At 53.7% G+C, this 24,234-nt stretch carries 28 protein-coding genes and 2 pseudogenes; 19 read left to right on the plus strand and 11 right to left on the minus strand.

Going from position 1 to position 24,234, the window contains the following annotated elements:
- Nucleotides 1-33 precede the first annotated feature (33 nt).
- Nucleotides 34-1,321, minus strand: a pseudogene (locus BRW62_RS01680) (RNA-guided endonuclease InsQ/TnpB family protein).
- A gap of 288 nt (nucleotides 1,322-1,609) precedes the next feature.
- On the opposite strand from BRW62_RS01680, the gene BRW62_RS14975 reads away from it, so the two are divergent.
- The 8 genes from BRW62_RS14975 (at nucleotide 1,610) to BRW62_RS01720 (ending at nucleotide 7,453) form a co-directional block, all read left to right on the plus strand.
- Nucleotides 1,610-1,870 (plus strand): hypothetical protein, encoded by a 261-nt coding sequence (locus tag BRW62_RS14975; RefSeq protein WP_376787926.1) that lies wholly within the window; start codon nucleotides 1,610-1,612, stop codon nucleotides 1,868-1,870.
- An 18-nt stretch (nucleotides 1,871-1,888) separates the two neighbouring features.
- Nucleotides 1,889-3,091, plus strand: coding sequence for an anion transporter (locus BRW62_RS01690; RefSeq protein ID WP_099797913.1), 1,203 nt, complete (start codon nucleotides 1,889-1,891; stop codon nucleotides 3,089-3,091).
- 306 nt (nucleotides 3,092-3,397) lie between these two features.
- Nucleotides 3,398-4,456 (plus strand): cyclic pyranopterin monophosphate synthase MoaC, encoded by a 1,059-nt coding sequence (gene moaC / locus BRW62_RS01695; RefSeq protein ID WP_099797915.1) that lies wholly within the window; start codon nucleotides 3,398-3,400, stop codon nucleotides 4,454-4,456.
- On the plus strand, nucleotides 4,440-4,700 hold the full coding sequence (locus tag BRW62_RS01700) for a MoaD/ThiS family protein (RefSeq protein WP_099797917.1): 261 nt from the start codon (nucleotides 4,440-4,442) through the stop codon (nucleotides 4,698-4,700). Before moaC ends, BRW62_RS01700 begins: the two co-directional genes overlap by 17 nt.
- Before the next feature lie 38 nt (nucleotides 4,701-4,738).
- Nucleotides 4,739-5,137 (plus strand): molybdenum cofactor biosynthesis protein MoaE, encoded by a 399-nt coding sequence (locus tag BRW62_RS01705; RefSeq protein ID WP_376787927.1) that lies wholly within the window; start codon nucleotides 4,739-4,741, stop codon nucleotides 5,135-5,137.
- Between the two features lie 313 nt (nucleotides 5,138-5,450).
- Nucleotides 5,451-6,581, plus strand: a complete 1,131-nt coding sequence (locus tag BRW62_RS01710; protein WP_099797921.1) for a sodium-dependent bicarbonate transport family permease — start codon at nucleotides 5,451-5,453, stop codon at nucleotides 6,579-6,581.
- A 94-nt stretch (nucleotides 6,582-6,675) separates the two neighbouring features.
- Nucleotides 6,676-7,008, plus strand: coding sequence for a P-II family nitrogen regulator (locus tag BRW62_RS01715; protein WP_099797923.1), 333 nt, complete (start codon nucleotides 6,676-6,678; stop codon nucleotides 7,006-7,008).
- Between the two features lie 199 nt (nucleotides 7,009-7,207).
- Complete coding sequence (locus BRW62_RS01720) at nucleotides 7,208-7,453, plus strand: hypothetical protein (RefSeq protein WP_099797924.1); 246 nt, start codon at nucleotides 7,208-7,210, stop codon at nucleotides 7,451-7,453.
- Nucleotides 7,454-7,584: 131 nt separating this feature from the next.
- Here the strand turns inward: BRW62_RS01720 and BRW62_RS01725 are convergent, their stop codons facing one another.
- Nucleotides 7,585-8,220, minus strand: a complete 636-nt coding sequence (locus BRW62_RS01725; RefSeq protein ID WP_198406095.1) for a DUF928 domain-containing protein — start codon at nucleotides 8,218-8,220, stop codon at nucleotides 7,585-7,587.
- Complete coding sequence (locus BRW62_RS13195; protein ID WP_198406276.1) at nucleotides 8,166-8,333, minus strand: hypothetical protein; 168 nt, start codon at nucleotides 8,331-8,333, stop codon at nucleotides 8,166-8,168. Before BRW62_RS13195 ends, BRW62_RS01725 begins: the two co-directional genes overlap by 55 nt.
- A 360-nt stretch (nucleotides 8,334-8,693) precedes the next feature.
- On the opposite strand from BRW62_RS13195, the gene BRW62_RS01730 reads away from it, so the two are divergent.
- Nucleotides 8,694-10,391, plus strand: coding sequence for an alpha/beta hydrolase (locus tag BRW62_RS01730; protein ID WP_099797926.1), 1,698 nt, complete (start codon nucleotides 8,694-8,696; stop codon nucleotides 10,389-10,391).
- Between the two features lie 21 nt (nucleotides 10,392-10,412).
- Here the strand turns inward: BRW62_RS01730 and BRW62_RS01735 are convergent, their stop codons facing one another.
- The gene (locus tag BRW62_RS01735) at nucleotides 10,413-10,991 is read right to left on the minus strand and encodes a M23 family metallopeptidase (protein ID WP_099797927.1); all 579 of its coding nucleotides are present in this window, start codon (nucleotides 10,989-10,991) and stop codon (nucleotides 10,413-10,415) included.
- 243 nt (nucleotides 10,992-11,234) lie between these two features.
- Here BRW62_RS01735 and fldA point away from each other — a divergent pair, with 243 nt between their 5' ends.
- Nucleotides 11,235-11,747, plus strand: coding sequence for a flavodoxin FldA (fldA, locus tag BRW62_RS01740; RefSeq protein ID WP_099797928.1), 513 nt, complete (start codon nucleotides 11,235-11,237; stop codon nucleotides 11,745-11,747).
- Nucleotides 11,748-11,839: 92 nt separating this feature from the next.
- Nucleotides 11,840-12,478: a Crp/Fnr family transcriptional regulator gene (locus BRW62_RS01745; protein ID WP_157768310.1), complete on the plus strand. Its 639-nt coding sequence runs from the start codon at nucleotides 11,840-11,842 to the stop codon at nucleotides 12,476-12,478.
- Here BRW62_RS01745 and BRW62_RS13010 read toward each other — a convergent pair.
- The gene (locus BRW62_RS13010) at nucleotides 12,446-12,622 is read right to left on the minus strand and encodes a hypothetical protein (RefSeq protein WP_157768311.1); all 177 of its coding nucleotides are present in this window, start codon (nucleotides 12,620-12,622) and stop codon (nucleotides 12,446-12,448) included. The genes BRW62_RS01745 and BRW62_RS13010 overlap by 33 nt on opposite strands.
- 55 nt (nucleotides 12,623-12,677) lie before the next feature.
- Here BRW62_RS13010 and BRW62_RS13015 point away from each other — a divergent pair, with 55 nt between their 5' ends.
- Both BRW62_RS13015 and BRW62_RS01750 read left to right on the plus strand, forming a co-directional pair.
- Nucleotides 12,678-12,818 (plus strand): hypothetical protein, encoded by a 141-nt coding sequence (locus tag BRW62_RS13015; RefSeq protein WP_157768312.1) that lies wholly within the window; start codon nucleotides 12,678-12,680, stop codon nucleotides 12,816-12,818.
- A 282-nt stretch (nucleotides 12,819-13,100) separates the two neighbouring features.
- Nucleotides 13,101-14,257: pseudogene (locus tag BRW62_RS01750) on the plus strand (homospermidine biosynthesis protein).
- Here the strand turns inward: BRW62_RS01750 and BRW62_RS01755 are convergent.
- Together BRW62_RS01755 and BRW62_RS01760 are read right to left on the minus strand one after the other, a co-directional pair.
- A complete protein-coding gene (locus BRW62_RS01755) occupies nucleotides 14,254-15,000 on the minus strand; it encodes a metal ABC transporter ATP-binding protein (protein ID WP_099797934.1) in 747 nt (248 codons plus the stop codon). The pseudogene BRW62_RS01750 and the gene BRW62_RS01755 sit on opposite strands and share 4 nt — an antisense overlap.
- 58 nt (nucleotides 15,001-15,058) lie before the next feature.
- Nucleotides 15,059-15,934: a metal ABC transporter solute-binding protein, Zn/Mn family gene (locus BRW62_RS01760; RefSeq protein WP_227517503.1), complete on the minus strand. Its 876-nt coding sequence runs from the start codon at nucleotides 15,932-15,934 to the stop codon at nucleotides 15,059-15,061.
- Nucleotides 15,935-16,070: 136 nt separating this feature from the next.
- Between BRW62_RS01760 and BRW62_RS01765 the strand changes: the two genes are divergently transcribed.
- The 6 genes from BRW62_RS01765 to BRW62_RS01790 all read left to right on the plus strand — a co-directional run bounded on the left by BRW62_RS01765 (nucleotide 16,071) and on the right by BRW62_RS01790 (nucleotide 20,474).
- On the plus strand, nucleotides 16,071-17,183 hold the full coding sequence (locus tag BRW62_RS01765; protein ID WP_227517504.1) for a peptidylprolyl isomerase: 1,113 nt from the start codon (nucleotides 16,071-16,073) through the stop codon (nucleotides 17,181-17,183).
- Between the two features lie 91 nt (nucleotides 17,184-17,274).
- A complete protein-coding gene (locus BRW62_RS01770; RefSeq protein WP_099797938.1) occupies nucleotides 17,275-17,703 on the plus strand; it encodes a Spy/CpxP family protein refolding chaperone in 429 nt (142 codons plus the stop codon).
- Between the two features lie 46 nt (nucleotides 17,704-17,749).
- Nucleotides 17,750-18,091 (plus strand): metal-sensing transcriptional repressor, encoded by a 342-nt coding sequence (locus BRW62_RS01775; protein WP_099797940.1) that lies wholly within the window; start codon nucleotides 17,750-17,752, stop codon nucleotides 18,089-18,091.
- A gap of 48 nt (nucleotides 18,092-18,139) precedes the next feature.
- The gene (locus BRW62_RS01780; RefSeq protein WP_099797942.1) at nucleotides 18,140-18,430 is read left to right on the plus strand and encodes a YggT family protein; all 291 of its coding nucleotides are present in this window, start codon (nucleotides 18,140-18,142) and stop codon (nucleotides 18,428-18,430) included.
- The gene (locus tag BRW62_RS01785; protein ID WP_099797944.1) at nucleotides 18,430-19,302 is read left to right on the plus strand and encodes a DNA adenine methylase; all 873 of its coding nucleotides are present in this window, start codon (nucleotides 18,430-18,432) and stop codon (nucleotides 19,300-19,302) included. Before BRW62_RS01780 ends, BRW62_RS01785 begins: the two co-directional genes overlap by 1 nt.
- Nucleotides 19,293-20,474, plus strand: a complete 1,182-nt coding sequence (locus BRW62_RS01790) for a molybdopterin molybdotransferase MoeA (protein ID WP_099797946.1) — start codon at nucleotides 19,293-19,295, stop codon at nucleotides 20,472-20,474. Before BRW62_RS01785 ends, BRW62_RS01790 begins: the two co-directional genes overlap by 10 nt.
- A gap of 283 nt (nucleotides 20,475-20,757) precedes the next feature.
- Here BRW62_RS01790 and BRW62_RS01795 read toward each other — a convergent pair whose 3' ends face one another.
- The 4 genes from BRW62_RS01795 to BRW62_RS01810 are packed head-to-tail and all read right to left on the minus strand — an operon-like array spanning nucleotide 20,758 to nucleotide 24,185.
- Entirely contained in the window at nucleotides 20,758-21,822 is a 1,065-nt protein-coding gene (locus BRW62_RS01795) for a 3-deoxy-7-phosphoheptulonate synthase (RefSeq protein ID WP_099797948.1), read from the minus strand.
- Nucleotides 21,823-21,870: 48 nt separating this feature from the next.
- Nucleotides 21,871-23,007 (minus strand): LptF/LptG family permease, encoded by a 1,137-nt coding sequence (locus tag BRW62_RS01800; protein ID WP_099797950.1) that lies wholly within the window; start codon nucleotides 23,005-23,007, stop codon nucleotides 21,871-21,873.
- A 1-nt stretch (nucleotide 23,008) separates the two neighbouring features.
- Entirely contained in the window at nucleotides 23,009-23,797 is a 789-nt protein-coding gene (gene lptB, locus BRW62_RS01805; protein ID WP_099797953.1) for an LPS export ABC transporter ATP-binding protein, read from the minus strand.
- Nucleotides 23,757-24,185 (minus strand): LptA/OstA family protein, encoded by a 429-nt coding sequence (locus tag BRW62_RS01810; protein WP_099799794.1) that lies wholly within the window; start codon nucleotides 24,183-24,185, stop codon nucleotides 23,757-23,759. Before BRW62_RS01810 ends, lptB begins: the two co-directional genes overlap by 41 nt.
- Nucleotides 24,186-24,234 lie beyond the last annotated feature (49 nt).

The raw sequence follows: 24,234 nt of genomic DNA on the forward strand, positions 1-24,234 counted from the left end.
AGCAATCTCCTGACGGTTGACATACTCCCCTGCCTAAAGGCAGGGGATTCTTGTTCTTGGTTCTGCGAGCGCACTTACTTCATCAGGTTGCCCATCAAAAGCAGAGGTGCATCTCTCCCCAAGCGTTCCCTCTTGCGAGGTGGTTCCCTTTTGCCCAAAGGTACCGTTGAGCCACTCCATTCCCAAGATGCTTAGTCCCTTCTTGAGGATGTTCAGAGCCGCGTTCTGGTCTCTGTCCATCTCAAACCCACACCTAGGACAACTATGGGTTCTAGTGGATAAGGTTTTCACGACCCTATGCCCACAGTTACTGCAATCCTGCGTGGTGTACTGCGGCGGCACGCTGACTACTGCCTTGTCCCATACCTTACCGTAGTAGTCTAGCCAAGCAGTGAATTGAGACCAGCCAGCATCATGGATGGATTTGGCAAGATGATGATTATTAACTAGATTCTTCACCTGCAAGTCTTCATACGCCACGACAAAGCGCTCCGCGCCGCCAAAGGCGAACGTGAGATGCCACCACGCACCGTGCCTGCTTAATTGCCCAGTCTTTACGCTGGCGTTGAACTTTCAGATGTACTTTGCCTAGTCGCTTTCTTTGCTTGTGGTAGTTCTTGGATTGAGGTTTCGCCCCTTTCCTGAACTTCCGACTTAACCTGCGTTGATGCTGTTTTAACCTCCGTTCACTACGTCTTAAAAACTTAGGACAATCGACCGTGTTTCCGTTCTGGTCGGTGTAAAAGTGTTTTAACCCCAAGTCAATACCGATGACATTGCCTGTGTATTGTCCTTGCTCTTTGCGCTCTACATCCAAGCAGAATTGAGCATAGTACCCATCTGCTCTGCGTACCACTCGCACTCGGTTGATTTTGGAGTTCAGGATATGGTGTCTTGCTTCTCCATTGCAGTACAGAGCAAACGAACCAGCATTAAAGTCATCAGTGAAGGTGATGGACATTCCATCTCCTGACAGCTTCCAGCCCGATACCTTGTATTCCACAGAACGGCAATGCTTCTTAAACTTGGGATACCCTTTCTTGATCGCCTTGTTTCTGCAGTTGGTATAGAAGCGAGAGATGGAAGCCCAAGCTCGCTCTGCACTTGCCTGCCTTGCTGATGAGTTTAACTTCTTGGCAAAGGCAAACTCTTTAGATAAGTCTTTGCAGTGGGCATAGAGAACAGCTTTGTTTACGCTCTTGTTGTCCATCCAGTACCGCACACATTTGTTTCTGACAAACTGAGCGGTGCGGATGGCTTCATCCAGAGCCTGATACTGCTCTGCTGTGCCGTTTAGTAGCTTGGCTTCTCTGACTAACATAATGATATTTTATTACAGGCTTGACTTGATAAAACAGCGTGCGCCTTACATCCCTGCCCTCAAGGGCAGGGCTTTACGGCGTTTTTTCGGTAACCGAAGTTGGTTCAGAGGGTAGCGACCTTGACCACTGGATTTTTATCCCAGATTTGGGTAGATAAAATGCTCGTCTGCGACGCCAAGTTGCAAGGAACTAAAGACCAGTATCAGCGGCTCGATCAAGCGCTGCGGACTGGTCTTTTTGTTCGTAACAGCTCCCAGACATGCTCGTGTTGCGGCCATTTGGTTAAGATGTCCCTCAGCACTCGTCCTCATTTGTGCCAGTGCGGAACTGTTCTGGACAGAGACTCCAACGCAGCTATCAACATTTTGGAGCTAGGTTCATGTACTGTGGGGCACACAGGATCTTATGCCTCTGGAGAGGAGGCCGCTACTCATCTTCTGGAGACAGCGGTTGAGCACGTCACCTCGTTGCAGCAGGAACCTTCATCGGCGACGATGGAATCCTCTTCCTTCGCTGTGCTCAGGACGGGGAGGATGTCAAACCCTTAATCAACCCTGAAGTAGGCCATGATACACACGCCCAGTTGGATTCAATCGACAGTTTTAGGAGTGAGTTACCTAGCATTTGGGGTTGGCTCTATCCCTGGCTGGCAAATGAATCGTGCCACTATTGCTCTGGTCAGTGCAGCGGTTCTAATTGGCCTAGGTACCCTCACCCTAGATGAGGCGTGGCAGGCGATTGATGCAAATACCATCGTGTTTTTGCTCAGTATGATGGTGGTGAATGCCTACCTATCCTATGCCGGTTTTTTTAATCTGGCGTTGTTGTACGTGCTACGGTTTACCCGGAGTCCGTTGGGCTTACTGGGATTGTTAACGGTGGGGACGGGGGTGTTGTCGGCGTTTTTCTTAAATGACACCTTGGCGTTAGTGAGTACGCCGCTGACGGTGCAGTTGACGCGATCGCTAAAATTAAACCCTGTACCCTACCTGTTGGCGATCGCCGGTGCCACCAATATCGGTTCAGTCGCAACCCTCAGCGGCAATCCACAAAATATTCTGGTGGGGTCATTTTCGGGCATTCCCTACAATGAGTTTGCCCTAGCCTTAGCGCCGGTAGCCATTCTTGGCCTAGGGTTACAGGTTGGGCTGCTGTGGTTGCTCTATCCAGAGGTGCGATCGCTCCAGCCCTGTCCACCGCCTTCGCTGCCACGCTTGCGCACCTATCGACCCGTGTTGATCAAAACCCTAATTGTCACAGGTTTATTACTGACTGCCTTTATCATCGGCTTACCCCTAGCAGAGTCGGCTTTTTTAGCCGCTGCTGCCTTACTCGTCACCCGACGCATTAAACCCCAGCGCGTGTTGCAACAGGTGGACTGGTCCTTACTAGTGATGTTTTCCGGCTTGTTTATCCTCACCCGCTGTGTACAAGAATTGGATCTATTAGCGGGGTTAACGCCTTGGATTACCCATCCGGCGGGGCTGCTGGTGGTGACGGTGATTGTCTCAAATTTGATTTCTAATGTGCCAGCAGTGCTGCTTTTGCAGGGGGGAATCCCACCGGACGCGACCCAAAGCTGGCTGCTACTGGCGGCGGGATCGACCCTAGCCGGTAATCTGACGCTGTTCGGAGCGGTGGCCAATCTTATTACGGTTGAGGCGGCAACTACCGCAGGCTGTCGTCTTTCTTTTTGGCAACATCTGCGGTTTGGGTTACCACTGACCGCCATGACCCTGATGCTAACCTATGGGTGGTTGGTGTGGTAAGTCCTGTGCCTATGATTGTAAACTACTCCCAGCTAAAGCAGGGAGCTTTTAGTAGCCCTGCAGTTAGCAAGCCAACCGCGAGCCTCTGGGGTGGTTTACAACACCCCCAATCGACCGTTACCAGTGCCTTGAACAACCGTTTCTGGTGTCCGCAGTATAATTATAACCTAAGGCAACTAAAGTTGCTAAAGGAGCTTTCCTCCCCGCACTGAAGTACGGGGCTTCCAGCCCTACCCGTTGTGATGAAAGCCGAGATTCGAACTGCACAACTTGACCATGCCATGGATCAGATTCGAGGTTAGCCCCATGTTCTCACACATTAATGAGAACCAACAACCGCAAATGGTAGATATTAGTGACAAAGACGTGAGCGATCGCCGTGCAGTGGCCGCTGCCCTCATTGAGTTGCCCCCTGTCTTTCTCGCTTACCAGCAGGAGAATGAGCTATGCCTGAAAAAAGGCGCCGTGCTGCAAACGGCCATCATTGCCGGCACCATGGCCGTGAAACGAACCGCTGAGGCCATTCCCTTTTGCCACCCCCTACCCATTACCGCCTGTCAGTTCCGCTGTGAACTGCTGCCCCTTGCGGACAAGCTGCAAATTCGCCTTGAGTGCGAGGTCAAAACCCGCGATCGCACCGGTGTGGAAATGGAAAGTCTCCACGGGGTTACTGTTGCTGCCCTCACTGTCTATGACATGTGCAAGGCGCTCAGTAGCAACATTGTGATTCGTGACGTACGCTTGCTGGCTAAAAGTGGCGGCAAAAAGACCCTCGGCCAATACCCCCTTTACGGCTTAGTCCTCACGGGCGGCAAAAGTGAACGCATGGGACGGGATAAAGCCCTCCTAGACTATTATGGTCAGCCCCACGCCCAATACCTCTACCACCTGCTGAGCCAGTATTGTGAACAGGTTTTTTTATCGGCGCGATCGCAGCAATGGCAGGGCACCCCCCTTGCCGACCTGCCGACCCTTGGGGATACTCTTCCCAGTGAAGGCCCCATCTCTGGGATTCTAACGGCCTTACGCACCTACTCCCAAGTGAACTGGCTAGTGGTGGCCTGTGATCTGCCCTACCTCAAGGCCGAAACGCTGTTTCCCTTACTCCAGCAGTACCGTGAAGATGTGGTAGCGACCTGCTATCATCATCCCCAAGAGCGTTTTCCTGAGCCGCTGTGCGCTATTTACACCCCCCAAGCCCTAGGGGTCTTTGAAGCGGCCTATGCAGCAGGAGAGCGCTGCCCGGTCAAGGTACTCCAGCAAGCGGTGTGCCATTGTATTGCTCCGTGCCACCCTACGACAACCGCTAACATCAACACCCCCGAAGACTATACCCACGCCTTGCACGATGTCCGCGCCCAATAGTCCTAAAATCATTCACCTGCGCTACTTTGCCCTCCTGCGCGAACAGGCGCACACCGAGAGTGAAGAGCGCCCCACCACTGCTGGTACCTATGCTGAACTCTATCAGGAACTCCAGAGGTGCTACGGCTTTTCACTGCCCCTAGGACAGATGAAAGTGGCTGTTAACGATACCTTTGTGGATCTCAGTACGCCTGTGCAGGAGGGGGATGACGTTGTCTTTATTCCACCGGTGGCGGGGGGCTAAAGGTGACTATTTGCCAGTTTTCCCTAGCGGCTGAGCCGTTGCATCCAGCGGTTCTCAGCCGCCCTTTGGCACATCTGGCGGCGGGTGCCTTCGTCAGCTTTGAAGGCTGGGTGCGCAATCACAACGCAGGCAAAACAGTGTTAGCCCTTGAGTATGAGGTCTATACCACCCTTGCCCTCAAAGAGGGGGAGCGCATCGTTGCGACAGCCATTGAGCGGTTTGACCTCCTCGGGGCGATCGCCTACCACCGTTACGGAACACTCCAACTAGGAGACATTGCTGTTTGGGTGGGCACCACGGCAGCGCATCGGCGCCAAGCATTTGCTGGAACCGCCTATATCATTGATGAAATCAAATGCCGCCTACCCATCTGGAAGAAAGAGTACTATGCTGGTGCTCCTGCTACTTGGGTCTATTGCCGTGAGCATCGCCACTGAGGAACCAGACGAGTGCCGCCTATCCACCATCAGATAAGCAACGCTGATTGATCGGATTTGAAACTTCTCTGTGTCGAATGAATTTTTTTTGAGATTTTTGGTATAGACTTACGCTCAGTCCAAAAGCAATTCACATAGATAAAATACTATGGATTGTTTGATTTTTAGATCAAGCTAAATAGGCACTCAATGACTTTGAAGCAAGTGATTGATCGGCCTTGATCAAGCTGATCTACGCCTGACTCACGAGCACGATTACCGTCGCTGGTGTGCTGTTCTAACCCCTACTATCCAATTCACAGAGGAATGAACCGTGGATTTCTTGTCCAATTTCCTAATGGATTTCGTGAAGCAGTTGCAGTCCCCAACCCTCAGCTTTCTGTTGGGGGGTATGGTGCTTGCGGCTCTCGGAAGTCAACTCCAGATTCCGGAGTCAATTTGCAAGATCATCATCTTCATGCTGCTGGCTAAAATTGGCCTCACTGGGGGCATGGCCATCCGTAATTCCAATTTAACGGAGATGGTTTTACCTGTAGCATTCTCTATCCTGTTAGGGATTCTCATTGTCTTCATTGCCCGCTATACGTTGGCTAAGTTGCCCAAGGTCAAAACTGTGGATGCGATCGCCACCGGCGGCTTGTTTGGTGCGGTGAGTGGCTCAACAATGGCGGCTGCCCTAGCACTTTTAGATGAGCAAAAGGTTGCCTATGAAGCATGGGCAGGGGCGCTCTATCCCTTTATGGATATTCCAGCCCTTGTCACTGCAATTGTGATAGCCAACATTTATCTCAATAAGAAGAAGCTTGCTGCCACCGCCGAGTCCTCCCTAGAAGAGTCGCTCAGCAAGCAGTCTGTCGCCGCAGGGGAGTACTCTGACCCGCAAAATTACCCGAGCACGCGCCAACAGTACCTCCGGCTAAAGCAGCGACCTGAGAATGCTCGGGTCAAGATATGGCCCATTGTCCAAGAAAGTCTCCAAGGACCAGCTCTCTCAGCAATGTTGTTGGGAATTGCCCTTGGCCTGTTTGCTCGCCCCGAAAGTGTCTATGAAAACTTTTACAATCCCCTATTCCGTGGTTTGCTTTCGATCTTGATGTTGGTGATGGGAATGGAGGCATGGTCACGCATTGGCGAGTTGCGCAAGGTGGCTCAGTGGTACGTTGTATATAGTGTGGTGGCACCGATAGTGCATGGGTTGATGGCCTTTGGCCTTGGTATGATTGCCCATTACACGACGGGATTTAGTATGGGAGGAGTTGTGGTTCTCGCCGTCATTGCGGCCTCCAGTTCAGATATTTCTGGTCCTCCCACTTTACGTGCTGGTATTCCATCGGCGAATCCCTCCGCTTACATTGGTTCCTCCACTGCAATCGGTACCCCCATTGCAATCGGCGTGTGCATTCCCCTATTCTTCGGGTTGGCGCAGGCGATCGGTGGCATTTAGGGTTCGATAGGTCGTGGTCTGTACTTACTCTCTGGGCTGACCAGACCACATTAGATGAACATAGCCAATACACATCTGACAGGAGGTAACCACCATGGCTAAGCCAGCCAAAAAGCTCGTCATTGTCACTGAAAAGATTTTGCTCAAAAAAATCGCCGCCATCATTGAAGAAGCGGGAGCAACGGGTTATACAGTGATGCAGACGGGGGGCAAAGGCAGCCGCAATGTGCGCTCCTCGGGGCAACCGAACGTTTCTGATACAACGGCCAATATCAAGTTCGAGATACTTACCCCGGATCGCGATATGGCCGAGAGGATTGCAGACCAAGTCGCTGCGCAGTTTTTCATGGATTTTGCCGGCATTATCTATATCTGTGATGCGGAGGTGCTGTACGCCCATACGTTCTGTGGGCCAGAGGGCTGCTGAGTTAGGTGAGTCAAGACCCAAATAGTTGAGACCTATCTCGGCTGTCTGGGTCTTTTGGTTGACAGGTTCATCTCCATTGAGTCACGCAGTCCCTGTCCGTGCACGGGTGAATTTTTTGTAGATGTTTTCATAGGGAGGGGCACTGGACTACTGCCTCTACTATATCTGCATAGACTTTGATCAACATGGAGCAAACACCATGGACAAGTTTGACCCCACTCAGCTACGAAGCCAATTTGATAACACCAGTGAAGGCTGGCTAGTTCATGTATATAGTGGCGATCGCCGTCTGCTGTGCGTCTTGGACTCGTCCCATGCTTGGACGTTTTTGCTAGGCTGCGGGGTCGGTATTCTACTGGCGCTGGGGTGGTTTAATCTTGCCAAATACAGCCCATCTACGACGTATGTTCCGGCAACAACTCCCCCTCAGGGGCTGATTGATTAGCCTAACCATCAATCACATCTTTCAGGGGTAGCAGTCACAAAAAAGGGGGGCTAGCCCCCTTCTTCTAAAACTTATTGCTTTTTTAGGACGAGAGAGAGATCTAAGGTGCATTGATCGCCAACCCCCCTTGATTAGTTGGGCTGCAGCCGTTGCACCATCAGGGGGTTACTCAGGCGATTCAGCCCCACGCTATCAGATGTCATTAACTCGGTCCACAGGGTTGCCGTTTTGGTGTCGTTGGGTTGCTGCTGCCGTAGGTTGACCAAAACATTGAGGGCATCATACCAAAGACCATTGGCCGCCAGTAATTCATAGGCTTCCACTGGGGTTGCCTTGGATAACTGCTTGGCCAACGCTTCAGGCATTGGAACCCGCTGTACCCATCCTTCCACAAAGCGAATTTGCGAGGGATCAGGATCGGCAGGGTTACAAATGAGACTCACTGTCCAACGGTAATCAACCCCTTCCATGAGGGGCGGCACCTTGCCATCCAGAGTGAGGCTATCCAAGCGAGGACGACCCGCTAAGGGCAAGGTCTGGGAGTAGATTTCTACTTGCCCACCATCAGGTCGAGACTGAAACAGGGTAAACTCCATCGCTTGATAATTATTGGCGGGTAGATACCAATAAAACGTGGGTCGATTGGCTGTTGTCAAGCCAATGTTGGTGACCGGAACTAGAGTAGTCAGGTCAGGTTCTGTTGCACTCGTTTCTACTTTGCACGCCCCACGGGTTGCCGCCCCTTCACGGTTCCCCGGACGCGACAAATTAGCGGGGGGGTAAAGCCTGCCCAACTGACGCCAGCATTTAGAAGCACCGCCGCCAACCCCCATGACAGAATATGAGTCATTGAAATGGGACGATATGGGTAAGTCTTCATGGATTTAATCCTTAATATCACGCACAATAGGCAGAGATTTATAACCCGAAGCAGTCACTGAACTAACCTACTGCCACACTATTACCTTACTTGAAGGAGTAAAGGCCAAGGGTGATGCTGCCAATGCTGTTGTCATGATCATTATCACGATGCGTAGTTGATGAGAGACACATTCACCCTTCTAGACCTAATTACCCATAGGTATGGGCATTTCTCGATACGACGGTTGCAACCGTACCAGAGTTCCCAAGAAACGAAGGCCAGGGCAGGGAATGGTTCCGGTAGTTGCTGTCTATACTGGAAGGTATATTTACTAGCTAGTTTGTTTTTTCATTACCATCTTTTAGGGCTTGTTAGTCCGTGAAGAGATACTCTGGAAACGCCCGTTGCTCATGGCTGCTGTTTGTTATAACAGGAGCGGTAATTTTTGGGTCAGCTTCCTTTAATAGCTCAGCTCAGGCAGCAGAAACAATTATTTTCCGCTATGGTTTTTTGGAGCGATCGCTAGCGGTTAACGACTTAGAAACCTTTGTGGAAACTGGGGCTGTTTCAGCGGAGTTAGGTGCCTACTTGCGCCTGTTACCCCTTGCGCGCCGGCAACAGCTGCGATCGGCACTGCAAGAACGGCTGCGTCTTGCACCAGTGGCTGTGGCGCAACTTCTCTACTCCCCTTTAGGTAAAGAACTATTAAATCAGGCGGCAACAATTATTCAAACCCAAGCTCGCCACAGTAATACCTATGCCCTCCGTGCTGCGCTGATTACTGCCGCTGCTGACCCCGAAGGTTTAACTGCCCTGAGCCTGATTCGCCACTATCCCTCGAGGAGCATCCGCGTTGACTTACAAAAAGGGTTGACCATTCTTAAAAACTTTCAAGCCACCATCCGTGAAACCGAAACAATTCTAGACGTGGTGCGGCAGCAGTCAGTGGTGGATGAGTGGCAGCAAAACGTCCCCGCAGTACAATCGCTACTACACCCCGGCGGGGGACGTTGGCTGGAAATGCCTTGGAGCGTTGAGGATCGCTCACCGCGTCGCTTACAGTTAACAGGACAGCCCCGTACCATTGAAGTGGATGTTTACTTGCCCCTTGTGGCTTCCCAGCAATTGGTGCCCGTGGTTGTTATTTCCCATGGCTTGGGGGCAAATCGCCACAGCTATCGCTATTTGAGCCAGCACTTGGCCTCCCATGGCTTTGCGGTGCTTGCCCTTGAGCACGCAGGAAGTTCTACGCGGCAACTTTTGTCTTTTCCGGTGGGTTATACCAGTGCCTATGCAGCGGCACAAGAGTTTCTGGATCGCCCTTTGGATGTCACCTTTGTTCTGAATCACCTCAGTGAATTTCCCGAGCAGTTACACCCATGGCAGGGGCGGCTCAACCTTGAGGGCGTTGCCATGATTGGTCAGTCCTTTGGCGGCTATACTGCCCTAGCCCTTGCAGGGGCGCGTCTTGACTTTGAACAGTTGGCGCGCCACTGTCCCAGTAACATTCTGGATTCGTTTAATGTGTCGCTGTTGTTGCAGTGTCAAGCCCAAACGTTACCGCCGCGCACCTATGATTTCCAAGACCGGCGAATTAAGGCGGTGTTAGCGGTGAATCCAATTACCAGTGCCCTCTTTAGCCCGCGATCGCTGGCGCAATTGACTATCCCCGTCATGTTTGTGGCTGGTAGTAATGATACGATCGCCCCCGCGGTGTCTGAGCAAATCTATCCCTTTACATGGCTGACTACGCGCGATCGCTACCTTGCCCTGATTGACGATGCCACCCATTTTTCAACCATTGGCGAAGCTCGGGCCAATGAACCCGTTATGCCGGTGCCTGCTCGCCTTGTGGGGGCCACGCCACCGCGATCACGGGCGTACCTGAAGGCATTGAGCCTAGCGTTTTTGCGCGCTCACCTCCTAGAGGATGAAACGGCGCGCCAGTGGCTTACCCCCGCTGCTGCGTCGGCTCTGAGTATTCCACCCCATTCCCTGAGCTTGACCCACTCCTTGGCAACACCGATGCTGGATACAGCCTTGGATCAATTGGCAGTTACCCGCCGCGATCGCTAAGGGCGGCGACACACATTGGGGCTAGCGCTGCGCCTGAGTGCCATACATCGCCTGCAACACAACCGCAGGGTTCACCAGTTGACCGCGATGCCGCAACGTCCAGTGTAAATGAGGACCGGTGGTTCGCCCTGTCATCCCCACTCGGCCAATGCGCGCCCCCGTGGGTACTCGCTGTCCCTCTAAAATGAGCACTCCCCCTGGGCGATCTACCATGGCGCGGCCTTGGGGGGTTTGCTCAACTCGACCTTTCATGTGGCAATAGACGTGCTCCCATGCCCCTGAACGGATTCGCACCAAGGTGCCACAGGCGGTATCGTCCGAGACTTCAATCACCTGACCTGCCCACCAGTTACGAATGTAACTGCCTTCGGGGGCAGCAAAGTCAAGACCATTGTGGAATTCTGTGGTTGGTTCCCCCGTGGGCGATCGCCGGTAGCCGAAGGGTGAGCTATAGCCCTGAAAATTTTCTACAGGAAATGAAGCATCATTCCAGCGTAAGGTTCCTTGGCTACTATTTTGGGACGGTTGGCTCAGCTTGGGACTGCCCAGCACACCACCAAGGGCGATCGCCAATGCCAGACTGATTCGCTGCCAGTGCATAGTTCAACTCCTCACCATCTCTTTGTGGCTCCTTTTAGCCTACGGCTTTAGACCACTGTTGATGCACACCGTTCCCTATTCTAGGGGCACCCCCTTGTTTTCGCACTCCACCCTTGAAGTTTATTGAGATTTTATTGCAATAATAGGCTAGGGGGATTTAGCCAACCATTGCCCCCGCTGTCCCGATTGCCCCAGATAGCCCTAGGAGAACGCCACCGTGAACCGATTTAGAGGACGTTATCAATGGCAAAAATTGGCCTATTCTACGGCACCCAGACCGGCAACACCCAGATGATTGCCGAAAAGATTCAGACTGCTTTTGGTGGAGCAGACATCGTCGCACTGCACGACATTGCCGATGCCGAACCAGAAGATTTTCGCAACTACAGTTACCTGATTATTGGCTGCCCCACGTGGAATATTGGCGAGTTACAGGCTGACTGGGAGGGATTCTACGATGAGCTAGAGGCAATTGACTTCAGCAACAAAAAAGTGGCCTACTTTGGTGCCGGCGATCAGGTGGGCTATGCGGATAACTTTGGCGATGCCATTGGCATTCTTGAGGCCAAAATTAGTGAGCAGGGCGGCAGTACCGTCGGCTATTGGCCTACCACTGGCTACGACTTTAATGAGTCAAAAGCGCTGCGGGGCAACCAATTTGTGGGGTTGCTCATTGACGAAGACAACCAATCTGAGCTAACGGATCAACGCATCCAACAGTGGGTGGCACAGCTAAGGACTGAATTCGATCTTTAGGCCTGCTGCGGGCAACTCTCTGAAACGGGCGCGAGGGTTGCCTCAATATTCTGATAATGATAATCAGCCTTAAAATACTTAAGGGGGTAGCCATGCTAACTCTTGACCTACGCACCTATGCCGACAAAACTTACCGGCTCCACGATCTACAGCCCAAAGCCTCGGTGCCGCTCCAAGAGCGGTGCTGGCTGGTGCAATCGGGGACAGTAGAGATCAACCTTGTCGATAGCGAGGGAATGCTGTGTTTTGTTGGACTGGCCACAGCGGGCATGGCTATTTTGGGGCTCCCTTCTATTTGCTATGAAATTGAGGCGCTGCAACCGAGCCGCTTGCTCTCCTTTAGCCCTGCTGAGGTAGAGCAGTCGAGCCACCTCCTGCGGCTGTTGTGGGAAGGCCAACAGTGCCGCCAGTACTACAGCGATTTACTGCTGCGGGCAACCCACTACCCCACTGCCCTAGAGCAATTGCACGAGGTGCTGGTTGTCTTGGCGCAGCTCCTTGGCATCAGAACACCGGCAGGGGTGCGGCTGCCCCTGCGGCTGACCCACGCGCGCTTGTCTCACTATACGGGCATTAGTCGCGTGACGGTGACTCGTTTGCTGAAAGAACTGTTACAGCAGCAGCGCCTATCTTGGCAGCGCGATCGCCACTTAACGCTGCCCGCAAGTTGTGTCCCATCACCCCCCATCCTCCCTTGCTCAATAGCGTTGGCGCCAAAAGGTCAGCACTGACCAAAGGCCGGTCAACCAACTGGCAAGAGCCAAAATAAGGAGAATGCCACCGGGGATCATCGTCAGCCAGCCGATGCCACGCAAAACGTACAGACTCAGAAACAGACTAAAACAAACAGCAAAGGTGTAATAGGCAGCGCGCACAGCAAATCGGGTGACGAAGTGTTATAGTTTACTTCGTAATGTAAGGGCATGAGACTTGTCAACAGTGAAAGACTTAGCGTTGATGGGTGATCCCAACATCACAACTTGGTATCTAGAAATGGGTCTGCGGCAGCGGCGCGCTGCCATTCCTGCCCTATCGGTTGTGGATAACTGTGAAGGACCTAGTATGAGCTGATCGGCCTGCAACTTGAGGTTTGCGCCCTTGGCGTAAACTGGGTCGATCAGACGTAGTCAAGCGTTTTATTACATGTCTAACCTCTGAGGGTAGCCAGAAAAAGCTACTGGGGATTCATACCTAGCTTGTAGGACAAGCCATCTCTCCAGCGCAGATGACATTTTTGAGCGCTACCCCTCTGAGAATCAGCAACTCCAGCACAGTTGGCGTGGCGGTTATGTCTGTGAAACAGTCCCCAGCATCACTGGCTGTGCCTGTCTCTATTGTCTTGCGAGGTCAACTATGTCAGCATTTGCCACCCCTATTACCCCCGCTCCGATTCCCGACAACATTAGCCTTACGGATCTCATTGATAACTACTTCACGGCCTATAACTCCGGTCGTTTACGCGAACTGTGCCATCTGCTTGCTCAGCGGGTGCTCCAGCCAGAGGTGACTGTTGGTCTCAGTCTTTCCGGTGCCATGACCCCCACAGGCTTAGGGATTTCTGCCCTAGCGCCCTTAGTACGAGCGGGGTTTATCGACTACATCATCAGTACAGGGGCAAATCTCTACCACGATATTCACTACGCCTTGGGTATGGAACTTTACGCAGGGCATCCGTTTGTAGATGATGTGCAACTGCGGCAGCAGAGCAAGATTCGTATCTACGACATTATCTTTGACTACGATGTGCTCCTAGAAACCGATGCCTTTTTGCGGCAGGTGCTGCGCAGCGAAACGTTCCAGCACCGCATGGGAACTGCTGAGTTCCACTATCACTTGGGTCGCTATGTTCGCGAACTTGAGATCCAGCGGGGGCAACCCCATTCTTGCTTACTGGCAACAGCCTACGAGTGTGGGGTGCCCATTTACACCTCCTCTCCTGGGGATAGCTCCATTGGTATGAATGTGGCGGCGATCGCCCTCGAAGGCTCCAAACTGGTGATTGACCCGGCCATTGATGTCAACGAAACCGCGGCCATTGCCTACTTTGCTCGCGAAGCCGCTGGCGGAACTGGCAAAAGTGCCGCCCTGATCATTGGCGGGGGCAGCCCCAAAAACTTCCTGCTGCAAACCCAGCCGCAAATCCATGAGGTGCTGGGCTTACCTGAACGGGGGCACGATTACTTTATTCAAATTACGGATGCTCGACCAGATACAGGCGGGCTATCGGGGGCGGTGCCGAGCGAGGCTGTTAGCTGGGGCAAAGTGGATCCCCAAGGGCTACGGGATACGGTGGTGTGCTATACCGACAGCACCATTGCCCTGCCGATTCTCACCGCCTACTGCCTCAATCGCTGTCCATCTCGTCCACTGAAGCGGTTGTACGATCGCCGGGGTGAAATGATAGAGCGGTTGCAGGAGCTTTATTTGCAAGCACAACTCCAGCAGAAAGTCCAAGACATCCCCCCCCTGTAGCCACCTATCCCTGTGGCACGCCGATTCGCCGCAGCTAGCCACCCTCTCGGGGGATCTGTGCGGATCCCTCGAAGGCTCGGGCAAGGTTTTCCGGTGTAAAGACCTCCGCCGTAGTGCCGTATGCTAGGATGCTTCGGTTTACAAGGATCACCTGATCGCAAAAGGTGGTAATTGAGGCCAGATCGTGGGTCGAGATCAGAATTGTGCGCCCCGCCTGCCGCTCTGCCAAGAGTAAATCAATGATGAGCTTCTCGGTTTTGATGTCCACCCCCGCAAAGGGTTCATCCAGCAGCAGCACCGCTGCCTCTTGGGCAAAGGCACGAGCTAAGAACATGCGTTTCTTTTGCCCCCCGGACAGTTCGCCGATTTGGCGGTGGCGCAGTGGCCAGAGTTCAACTTGCTCAAGGCTTTGGCGCACTCGTTGGCGGTCGGCTGCCCGCGGTTGCCGCAGCCAGTTCATTTTGCCGTAGCGTCCCATCATGACTACATCCCAAACCCGCAGCGGAAACTGCCAGTCCACGTCTTCGCTTTGGGGCACATAGGCCACAAGGGAACGCCGCTGTACCTGCCGCAGGGGCAGACCATGGATGTGCACTTGACCCCTCACGGGCTGCACAAACCCCATGATGGCCTTAAAGAGGGTGGATTTACCGGCACCGTTCATCCCGACAACGCCACAGATTGTCCCTGCACTGAGTTGCAGCGTGGCACCGTAAAGAGCAATCGTGCGGTGGTAGGCTACGGTAACATTTTGCAGGTCAATGGCGGGCTGGGGAATCATGGTGTGTTTTTTCCAGTGAGGCCGTTAAGGAGGGTGTCAATGTTGTATCTGAGCAACTCTAGGTAGGTGGGGGCATTCCCCCTGGCGGGGAGAGGGAGTCCACATAAAAAATGCCCGCAAAGGTTGCCCCTGACTCGCGGGCTACTTGCTGTTGGGGCGCTGGGTTGACGGTGCTTTCACAAAAAACAGCGGGAATTTTTTGCGCTCGTACCGTGGCGATCGCCTGTGCCATCTGCTGGGGGGTTCCCTGCTGATCAGCGTTCACTGGCCACAGATAAACTTCCTGAAGTTCATAGTCTCGCGCTAGGTAGGAAAAGGCACCCTCACAGGTGACGATATAGCGTTGGTTGGCTGGCAGCACGGCTAACGCTTGCCGCAGTTGTTGATCTAAGGCTTGAATGGCTGCTTTGTAGGCAGCGGCATTGGCGGCGTAGGTGGCGGCTCCCGCCGGATCCAATTCAGTGAAAGCCTTGCGAATATTTTCGATGTAGATCAGGGCATTTTGCGGTGACATCCACGCATGGGGATTGGGCTTCCCTCGGTAGGCATCCGCAGTAATGGGCATGGGCACAACCCCTGCGGTGAGGGTAACCCGTGGTACATTGGGCAAGCTGTTGTAAAAACGATCGCCCCAACGCTCTAGACCTAAGCCATTTTCCAGAATTAGGGCCGCCTGTTGGCCGCGCACCAGATCGCTGGGGGTGAACTCATAGCCGTGAACTTCAGCGCCGGGTTTAATTAGGGATTCAACTCGTAGGCGATCGCCCGCCACCTGCTGCGCCATATCCGCTAATACGGTAAACGTCGTAAGCACTAACGGCCGCTCCTGCGCTTCGGTTTGGGTTTCAGCAACCGGGGCACTGCTCTGGGGCGGAGGGGCGGCACAACCACCCACCAATAACACCCCTACCAATACCCACCGCAAACCAGCCATGCCTTTCATAATTCTTTCATAATTTCAGCCTAGCACAGGCCGGTTAATAATCATGACAAAGAAAAAGAAATCTCTCCCCTTGGAGGGCGATCGCCCCGTCCGATACACTGAGGGGAAGGAGTCCTCGGAGGGAACGGTGAAAAGACACAAACATTGGCTCGGTATTGTCGTTGTTCTGTTATGGCTAGGAACGCTTGTTATCTCTCCAGTACCAGCAGTTGCCCTACCAACGTCCCCGGCCTTGTTCGCACGGCTACCTCAAGGCAATGCCGTCACGGATCCCAAAGCCTTATTACGCCTAGCCTTACCCATTAACAACCCCACCGCCCGGGAGTTGCAAAGCGATCTGGAGCAAATTTCCTTTCTGGTACGCGGTAAGCAATGGTCAAAAATTGCCAGCAACATCAATAAAGCCAAAGCCATTGTGCGCGATCGCGCCGATGAACTCTTGAGCAGTATTGCCCCCGAACAACAGGACAAAGCGAAAGCCCTGCTGGCGGATTTAACAGACTCCCTCGAGCGCCTCCAGACAGCCGCCGAAACCAAAGATCGCAGCCAGCTTCTGCCCGCTAAAGCCGCAGCGCTTGACCTGGTGGGGGATTTAGAGGCCATGATGGTGCAAGACTACAACTACACCCCCCCCAAAGAGTATGCCCACCTACCCCAGTTGCGCGGACGAGCCACCGTCGTCATGGAAACCTCCAAAGGCAACCTCACCATTGTGGTGGACGGCTATAGTGCCCCCCTCACCGCTGGCAATTTTATTGACCTAGTGCAGCGGCATTTCTACGATGGCTTACCCTTTACCCGTGCCGAAGAGTCCTACGTGTTGCAGGCCGGGGATCCCCCAGGCCCAGAAGACGGCTTTATCGATCCACAAACCAAACAGTACCGCACCATTCCCCTTGAAATTCTTGTTGAGGGGGACAAATCTCCCCTCTACGGCATCACCTTAGAGGATGCTGGTCGCTACCTTGAGCACCCAGTACTACCCTTTTCCGCCTACGGTACCCTTGCCTTAGCGCGCCCGAACGATGATCCCAATGGTGGCTCTTCCCAGTTTTTCTTTCTACTCTTTGAGCCAGAACTCACCCCTGCCGGGCTAAACCTCCTAGATGGCCGCTATGCCGTATTTGGCTACGTTATTGAGGGCGAAGAGACCCTCCGGCAACTGCGCCAAGGGGATAAGATTCTGTCGGTGAAGGTCGTGGATGGCCTTGAAAATTTGGTTCAGCCTGCAACAACTTAGCTCTTGCCGGCTGCTAGCCACACACTGGGGTTTGCTAAAATGGCGGTGCAACCCTCATCAAGGGGTTGTAGGTTCCGTGTGAGGAAAACTCATGCCATTACGTCAGCAATTGCTTTTGGGATGCGCCACGGTGGTTCTCGCCTTGGCAAGTGTGGGGTCGAATGCCGCGCCGCTGCCCAAGTGGATGGAGCGCCTCAACCTCAACCCCCAGCAAACCCAGCAAATGCAGGCGGTAGAGCGCAAATATAGTGAAACTGTGCGGCAGCAGCAAGCAGCCCTGAATACGGCAGAGGAGACACTAGAAAAACTCATGGTAGCAGGTGCACCCACCGCCCAACTCCAGCAGCAATTTGATCAAGTGATGCGTTTGCGAGAAACCCTGCATCGCACTCGTTTTGCAGCCGCTGTAGAAGTTCAACAGATTCTCACTCCAGCACAACGGCAGCAACTATCGGCGATGAATCGGCAACGGCTAGAAAACCTGCGGAACTCTCTCCGGCAGGGCACAATGATGCCATAGCTTGGCTCAGTCGCCTGAATGCTATGACCTGAAAAGGAGTTTCGCGATGGGTACTGAGTCCCACTCTCACTCCCCTGAGTCACCCTCTGTGCCGCCTCGTTTGCACACTCACCCCCACCACCACAGTGAAGCATCGCTGCGGGCCATTATGAATCGCCTAGCTCGCATTGAAGGCCATGTGCGGGGGATCAAAACCATGGTGCACGAGAGCCGTCCTTGCCCAGAAGTGCTGATTCAAATTGCAGCGGTGCGAGGGGCACTGGATCGAGTGGCGCGGTTAATTCTAGATGAGCACCTGAATGAGTGTGTAACCCGCGCTGCCCAAGAGGGGCGGATTGATCAGGAATTGGCGGAACTCAAGGCGGCGCTGGATCGCTTCTTGGGCTAGGGAATCCCATTTGATACACTAGGTGAACATTGGTTTCTGCACAGGTCTATGTCTGCTGTTATTGCTGCTAACTGGTTTCTGGGGGTTGTTTTTGCTGTATTTACCCTAGTGTTCATCGTCCGCATTGTGTTGACGTGGTATCCCCAAACCAATGTGCAAGGACCGCTCAAGCTGATTTACTGGCTATCAGAACCCGTGTTGGTACCCACGCGGCGGGTCATCCCCCCCTTGGGAGGGGTGGATATTAGCCCAATTATCTGGGTGGGCATTGTGACCTTGCTGCGACAGCTTTTAGTGGGGCCGCAGGGGTTATTGTTTCTCCTGTTTCCGCCAGCTTAGTGACCACGATCGCACCGGAGGTTAAACCGTTCCTCAAATGGGCCGGAGGAAAGTCGCAACTTCTTGGCCAAATAGCTCCCTATTTACCCACGCAGTGCCGTTGCTATGCGGAGCCGTTTTGCGGTAGCGCAGCGCTGTACTGGTATGTGTACCGGCAATCGCAGCAGGGCGCGTTTTCCTTGCAGCAGGTACGCTTAGGCGATCGCAATCCAGAACTCATCAATTGCTATGAAATGGTGCGCGATCGCGTTGAGGATCTGATTCTTCTGTTGAGTGAGTATCGCCAGCAGCACAGCAAAACCTTCTACTATCATATTCGCAGCCTAGCGCACCAGCAGTTAGATCCCCTGACGCGGGCAGCGCGACTGATCTACTTAAATAAAACCTGTTTCAATGGCTTGTACAGGGTCAATCGTGCCGGTCAGTTCAATGTGCCTATGGGCAGCTATCGCAATCCCCAGATCGCCGATGCAGCAACCTTGCGTTTAGCGAGTGCCGCCTTGCAAAATGTTTGCCTTGAGGTGGCAGACTTCCCGGCAGTGCTCCAGTGGGCCAGCGCTGGTGACTTTATCTACTTTGACCCTCCCTACTATCCCCTTTCTAAAACCGCGAGTTTTACCAGTTATACCCATCATCCCTTTGGTGCCGCAGAGCACCATGCCTTGGCTGAGGTCGTGGCAGAGTTGGATCGGCGGGGGTGCTACGTAATGGTGAGTAATGCTTGGGTTGAACCGGTGCTGAGCCTATACCAGCGGTGGCAATGTATTGAACTCAAGGCAGGGCGGGTCATTAATGCCCACGGCCATAAGCGGGGCAAAATTAGTGAGCTACTGGTCATTAACTACCCTCGGGAGGGTGAGGGATGCCCTTAATCAGCGTCAACACTGCTGCGGCACTTATTCGGCAGCATTTACCCGATTGGGGAACGGAAATCGTGTCCTTGAGTACCCTGCACCCTCGGATACTCGCAGAACCAATTCTTAGCGATCGCCCCTATCCCCCCATTGACCGGATTATGATGGATGGCATTGCCCTGAATTGGCAGCATTATGACGCTGGCCAGCGAACCTTTCCAATTCTTGGCACTGTGGCAGCCGGGGATGTGCCACCGCCCTTGAGCGATCCTAGCGCCTGTTTTGAAGTCATGACAGGAGCGGCTCTGCCCCAGGGCTGTGATTTAGTGATTCCCTACGAAGCCCTAGAGATCAAAGAGGGCATAGCGTCTATCCGACACCCTGAGCCATGGCTGCCCTACCAGTTTGTCCACCGCTGTGGCAGTGATGCCCCTGCCGGAGCCGTTATTTTGCCTGCTGGCACTCCTCTTCACAGTCCAGCGTGGGGGATTCTTGCCTCTGTGGGGCACACTCAAGTGAGGGTCAAACGTTATCCGCGCACCCAACTGATTGCCACCGGCAATGAACTGGTGGCACCGGAGCAAACACCCAACCCCCATCAATTGCGGCTCTCTAACACCTATGCCCTTGCGGCAGCATTGCAGCGCCAAGGCTACTCCCAAGTGAGTCTGACCCATCTGCCGGATGATCCCCAACGGTTAGCGCAGCACTACCAAGCAGCCAGCCAAACCCATGATTTACTCATCTATTGCGGTGGCGTGTCCAAAGGCAAATTTGATTATTTACCGCAGCTGTGGCAGCAACAGGGGGTGCAGCAATATATCCATGGGGTAGCGCAGCGACCGGGAAAACCGCTGTGGTTTGGGATCGATCATCAACGTCAAACGGCTGTTTTTGGCCTGCCCGGAAACCCCGTCTCTAGCTTGGTCTGCTTGCATCGGTATCTGCTAGAAACACCCGTACTCTACGCTCGCTTAGCTGCACCCGTTCATTTTGAAAAACCCTTAGCCTACTTTTTACCCGTTAAACTAGAAACCACCCAAAATGCTGAACTGGTCGCTCACCCGCGCCCCATGCAAAACTCTGGTGATTTCTTGGCCTTAGCCGATACAGATGGCTTTGTTGAACTGCCAGCAGAGCAGCAGACATTTGCCGCAGGGGAGTGTTACCGCTATATCCCTTGGAGTTAACTCATGAGGGGTTCGGGGAGCGATACGTCCCACGCTGTAGCCGTAGGGTCAGCGTCGGAAGTTGGAAGAATGTCACATCGGGTAGGGCTGGAAGCCCCGTACTTCAGTGCGGGGAGGAAAGCTCCTTTAGCAACTTCAGTTGTTTTAGGTTATAATTGTACTGCGGACACCAGAAACGGTTGTTCAAGGCACTGGTAACGGTCGATTGGGGGTGTTGTAAACCACCCCAGAGGCTCGCGGTTGGCTTGCTAACTGCAGGGCTACTAAAAGCTCCCTGCTTTAGCTAGGAGTAGTTTACTAGTTGCGACCCCACCGCTGCGGCTAATTGCTCTAGCATGTCCACCGTTGTGGCAAAATCCACGCAAGGGTCAGTAATGCTTTGCCCATACACTAACTGCGATAGATCTTGGGGAATTGGTTGGTTACCTGCCTTCAGGTGGCTTTCAATCATCACTCCCGCCAGATAACGGGAGTTTTGCTGCACTTGCTGGGCAATGTTGTTACACACCACAACCTGCCGTTGTGCATCTTTGGCCGCGTTGGCATGGCTGCAATCCACCATTAGGCGAGGACTCAGCCCCTTGCGCTCTAAGAGGGCAGCGGCCATTTCAATGTGGGCGGCGGAATAATTGGGGCCGTCTTTGCCCCCCCGCAGCACCAGATGGGTATCGGGGTTACCGGTTGTGGCCACAATACTGGCTAAACCATCGGCATTAATCCCCAGAAAATGGTGAGACTGCTGAGCCGCAATCATGGCGTTAATGGCAGAGTCTAGGTGACCATCGGTACCATTTTTGAAGCCCACAGGCATGGATAGGCCGGAGGCCATTTGGCGGTGGGTTTGGCTTTCAGTGGTGCGCGCCCCAATCGCTGTCCAACTGACAACATCGGCAATGTACTGGGGAATAATGGGGTCGAGGAGTTCGGTGGCGGCGGGCATCCCCATGCTGGCAAGGTTCAACAGCAACTGCCGCGCCAAGCGCAACCCCGTGTTAATGTCGTAGCTACCGTCGAGGTGTGGATCGTTAATCAGCCCTTTCCACCCCACGGAGGTGCGGGGTTTTTCAAAATAGACCCGCATGACAATTTCTAGGCTATCGCTGAGGCGATCGCGCACAGCGGTGAGTTTGTCGCCGTACTCAAGGGCGGCGTTCACATCGTGGATGGAGCACGGCCCCACAATGACCAAGAGGCGGCGATCGCGCCCTTGGAGAATATCCCGAATGCGATCGCGAGTCGTGGCCACAAGGGTGGCTTGGGATTCATGAAGTGGCAAGTCCGCCAGCAGGGTAGCGGGGGTCAACAAGGGTCGCGTCTCAACAACGTGAAGATCAAACGTTTGCGGCATGGGTGAGCAATCAGCACTTTTCTCATCATAACGCGATGGGTACAGCCCCTAGCTACGGTTGACCCGCCACATTAACCCAACCGCCACACTACCGCCGATGATGTGGGGTAACCATGCCGCCACCAGCGGGGGGAGGGTACCAATTGTCCCCAGTGCCCCAAGAAAGAAGGCCAAGACGTACTGGCCAAAGATAACCGCAACACTCACGCCAAATCCCTGCCGCCCCCGTCGTTGCGACGGACTGAGGCCAAATCCAACCCCCAAAAGGGCAAAAACAACGGCTAAAAAGGGCTGGGCATAGGATTGCGCCAGATGAACCTTTAGGGCACGCACCAGCTCCGCATCCTTGACCGGATCAAGACGACGCAGCGCCCGCCGGGTTTGCAGAATTGAAAGTTCATTGACCTCGGTAGGACGCAGTTGCCGTGACTGGGCAGGCCGCGGCAGGCGAATTTCCTGTTCCTCAAACTGCAATAGATCGCGACTGACCCCACGATGGCTAATCAGATAGGCAATGCCGCGGGAGAGAAACCACGTACTCTCACGGAAGTTCCACTCTGCGGCTTCGGCAGTAATAACTTGGGTGACCTCTGGCTGTGAAAAATCAAGGATGGTTAACCCCTGAATACGACTACCATCGAAGCGATGGGCATAGTAGAGACGGCGGATGGTTTGGTCGCGATCGTACTCAGGATAAAAAATATCCGTGCCTTGCCCTAGGGTGCGCTCCTGCTGTAGGAGCTGCTGCATCAGTTGTTCAGACTGAAACTTGGCGATAGGCACCCATGTTTCATTGAGGAGTAAGGTGGCACTACTGACGAGGAGGGCAAACCCTAAAACCGGCACCAGTAGGCGTTGCAAACACACACCGACACTGCGCAACGCGATCCACTCCCCTTCTTCCGAAAGGTGGCTCATGGCACCTACCACCGCTAGCAATACCGCCATGGGCAAGACCAGTACCAACACCGTGGGCAATTCATACCAAATGAGTTGCAGCAAAATACTTAAGGGTAACTGGGCATCGGCAATTTGTCGCACCAGATCAAAGAGGGTGCCCACCGCTAGGGCAAGGGTCGTAAAAATGGCTACCCCAAAGCCAAGCCCAGGCAGTAAAAGGGACAGGATGTAGCGATCGAGTGTCGATAGGTGCAATGATCGCCCCCAGCACAACAGGTTCACCATCTCAGAAACGGAAATCTTCGCCCAAGTAGTACTGCCGCACCTTTGCGTCTTGCGCCAGTTCCCAGCCGCTGCCCGCCGCTAAAAGTTGTCCCTCTCGCAAAATGTAGGCGCGGTCAATAATCTCCAAGGTTTCTCGCACATTGTGATCTGTAATTAGAATGCCCATTTGGCGATCGCGCAGGGTAGCAATCATGGTTTGGAGATCATGCACCGCAATGGGATCCACCCCCGCAAAGGGTTCATCCAAGAGCAAGAAACTGGGGCCGCGAACCCCTGCTGCCAAGGCGCGAGCCAACTCAGTGCGCCGCCGCTCCCCCCCAGACACCCGCTGGCCAAGGGTGTGGGCGATATGGGTCAGGTGAAATTCCGTTAACAGATGATCGAGGCGATCGCGCCACTGCCGCCGGGGCACGCCCGTTTGCTCTAAAACAAGGAGAATATTCTCAGCAACGGTCAACTGCCGAAAAATACTGGGTTCCTGAGGCAGATAACCAATCCCCCGCCGCGCCCGCTGGTGCAATGGGGTACGGGTAATGTCATCATCGTCAAGCCACACTCGCCCTTGATCCGGCCGCTCGATGCCGGTTGCCATATAAAAGGTAGTGGTTTTACCCGCTCCGTTGGGGCCGAGTAACCCCACCACTTCACCGCGCGCCACTGATAAACTGACGTGATCGACGACCCAGCGCGCACCGTAGCGTTTACAAACCCCTTCTAGGCGCAGAGTGGTCGGTAGGGCAAACCCACCACTAGGGCTGCACAGATTCAATAATTTGTTGGTTAGGGTCATCGGGGATCATTAAAATAGATTCAACTTGGCGGCTTGGGGCAGGTAAGGCCACAAATTTTGCTTCTTGGATAAGGTATGTGATGGAGTCTGCCCGCAGGCTGTTCCCCTCCTGCAATACATAGACATTACCACTGAGGACAATGCGTCCTTCCCGACTAAAGTACTGGGCTTGAGCCGCAGTGGCCTGAATTTGCCGGGCGGGATACCGCAGTTGCACATTCCCCCGTGCCGTGATGACCCCCGTCATTGCGTTTGCCTGTTGCACATCAGCCAGAATTGTTAGTGCCTGAGACGCAGTTTCTTGGGAGGCGGCAGACTGCCACAGCAGCGGTGCAATCCCCAAACTCAGGCCTAGTGCTGCCAATGCCAACCGGCGCGATCGCACCATCTCCTTATTCTCCGCCACAATGCATTTATAGTAATCGATGGCACCGTAT

The sequence above is a fragment of the Thermostichus lividus PCC 6715 genome (assembly GCF_002754935.1).
In the GTDB taxonomy this organism is placed as follows: domain Bacteria; phylum Cyanobacteriota; class Cyanobacteriia; order Thermosynechococcales; family Thermosynechococcaceae; genus Thermosynechococcus; species Thermosynechococcus lividus.

Excerpts from the sequence above, each read along its gene's own strand:
- BRW62_RS14975 (WP_376787926.1), top strand. The coding sequence starts at position 1,610 with ATGTCCCTCAGCACTCGTCCTCATTTGTGCCAGTGCGGAACTGTTCTG.
- BRW62_RS01690 (WP_099797913.1), top strand. The coding sequence starts at position 1,889 with ATGATACACACGCCCAGTTGGATTCAATCGACAGTTTTAGGAGTGAGT.
- moaC (WP_099797915.1), top strand. The coding sequence starts at position 3,398 with ATGTTCTCACACATTAATGAGAACCAACAACCGCAAATGGTAGATATT.
- BRW62_RS01700 (WP_099797917.1), top strand. The coding sequence starts at position 4,440 with ATGTCCGCGCCCAATAGTCCTAAAATCATTCACCTGCGCTACTTTGCC.
- BRW62_RS01715 (WP_099797923.1), top strand. The coding sequence starts at position 6,676 with ATGGCTAAGCCAGCCAAAAAGCTCGTCATTGTCACTGAAAAGATTTTG.
- BRW62_RS01720 (WP_099797924.1), top strand. The coding sequence starts at position 7,208 with ATGGACAAGTTTGACCCCACTCAGCTACGAAGCCAATTTGATAACACC.
- BRW62_RS13195 (WP_198406276.1), bottom strand. The coding sequence starts at position 8,333 with ATGAAGACTTACCCATATCGTCCCATTTCAATGACTCATATTCTGTCA.
- BRW62_RS01735 (WP_099797927.1), bottom strand. The coding sequence starts at position 10,991 with ATGCACTGGCAGCGAATCAGTCTGGCATTGGCGATCGCCCTTGGTGGT.
- fldA (WP_099797928.1), top strand. The coding sequence starts at position 11,235 with ATGGCAAAAATTGGCCTATTCTACGGCACCCAGACCGGCAACACCCAG.
- BRW62_RS01745 (WP_157768310.1), top strand. The coding sequence starts at position 11,840 with ATGCTAACTCTTGACCTACGCACCTATGCCGACAAAACTTACCGGCTC.
- BRW62_RS01755 (WP_099797934.1), bottom strand. The coding sequence starts at position 15,000 with ATGATTCCCCAGCCCGCCATTGACCTGCAAAATGTTACCGTAGCCTAC.
- BRW62_RS01760 (WP_227517503.1), bottom strand. The coding sequence starts at position 15,934 with ATGGCTGGTTTGCGGTGGGTATTGGTAGGGGTGTTATTGGTGGGTGGT.
- BRW62_RS01770 (WP_099797938.1), top strand. The coding sequence starts at position 17,275 with ATGCCATTACGTCAGCAATTGCTTTTGGGATGCGCCACGGTGGTTCTC.
- BRW62_RS01775 (WP_099797940.1), top strand. The coding sequence starts at position 17,750 with ATGGGTACTGAGTCCCACTCTCACTCCCCTGAGTCACCCTCTGTGCCG.
- BRW62_RS01780 (WP_099797942.1), top strand. The coding sequence starts at position 18,140 with ATGTCTGCTGTTATTGCTGCTAACTGGTTTCTGGGGGTTGTTTTTGCT.
- BRW62_RS01790 (WP_099797946.1), top strand. The coding sequence starts at position 19,293 with ATGCCCTTAATCAGCGTCAACACTGCTGCGGCACTTATTCGGCAGCAT.
- BRW62_RS01795 (WP_099797948.1), bottom strand. The coding sequence starts at position 21,822 with ATGCCGCAAACGTTTGATCTTCACGTTGTTGAGACGCGACCCTTGTTG.
- BRW62_RS01800 (WP_099797950.1), bottom strand. The coding sequence starts at position 23,007 with ATGGTGAACCTGTTGTGCTGGGGGCGATCATTGCACCTATCGACACTC.
- lptB (WP_099797953.1), bottom strand. The coding sequence starts at position 23,797 with ATGACCCTAACCAACAAATTATTGAATCTGTGCAGCCCTAGTGGTGGG.
- BRW62_RS01810 (WP_099799794.1), bottom strand. The coding sequence starts at position 24,185 with ATGGTGCGATCGCGCCGGTTGGCATTGGCAGCACTAGGCCTGAGTTTG.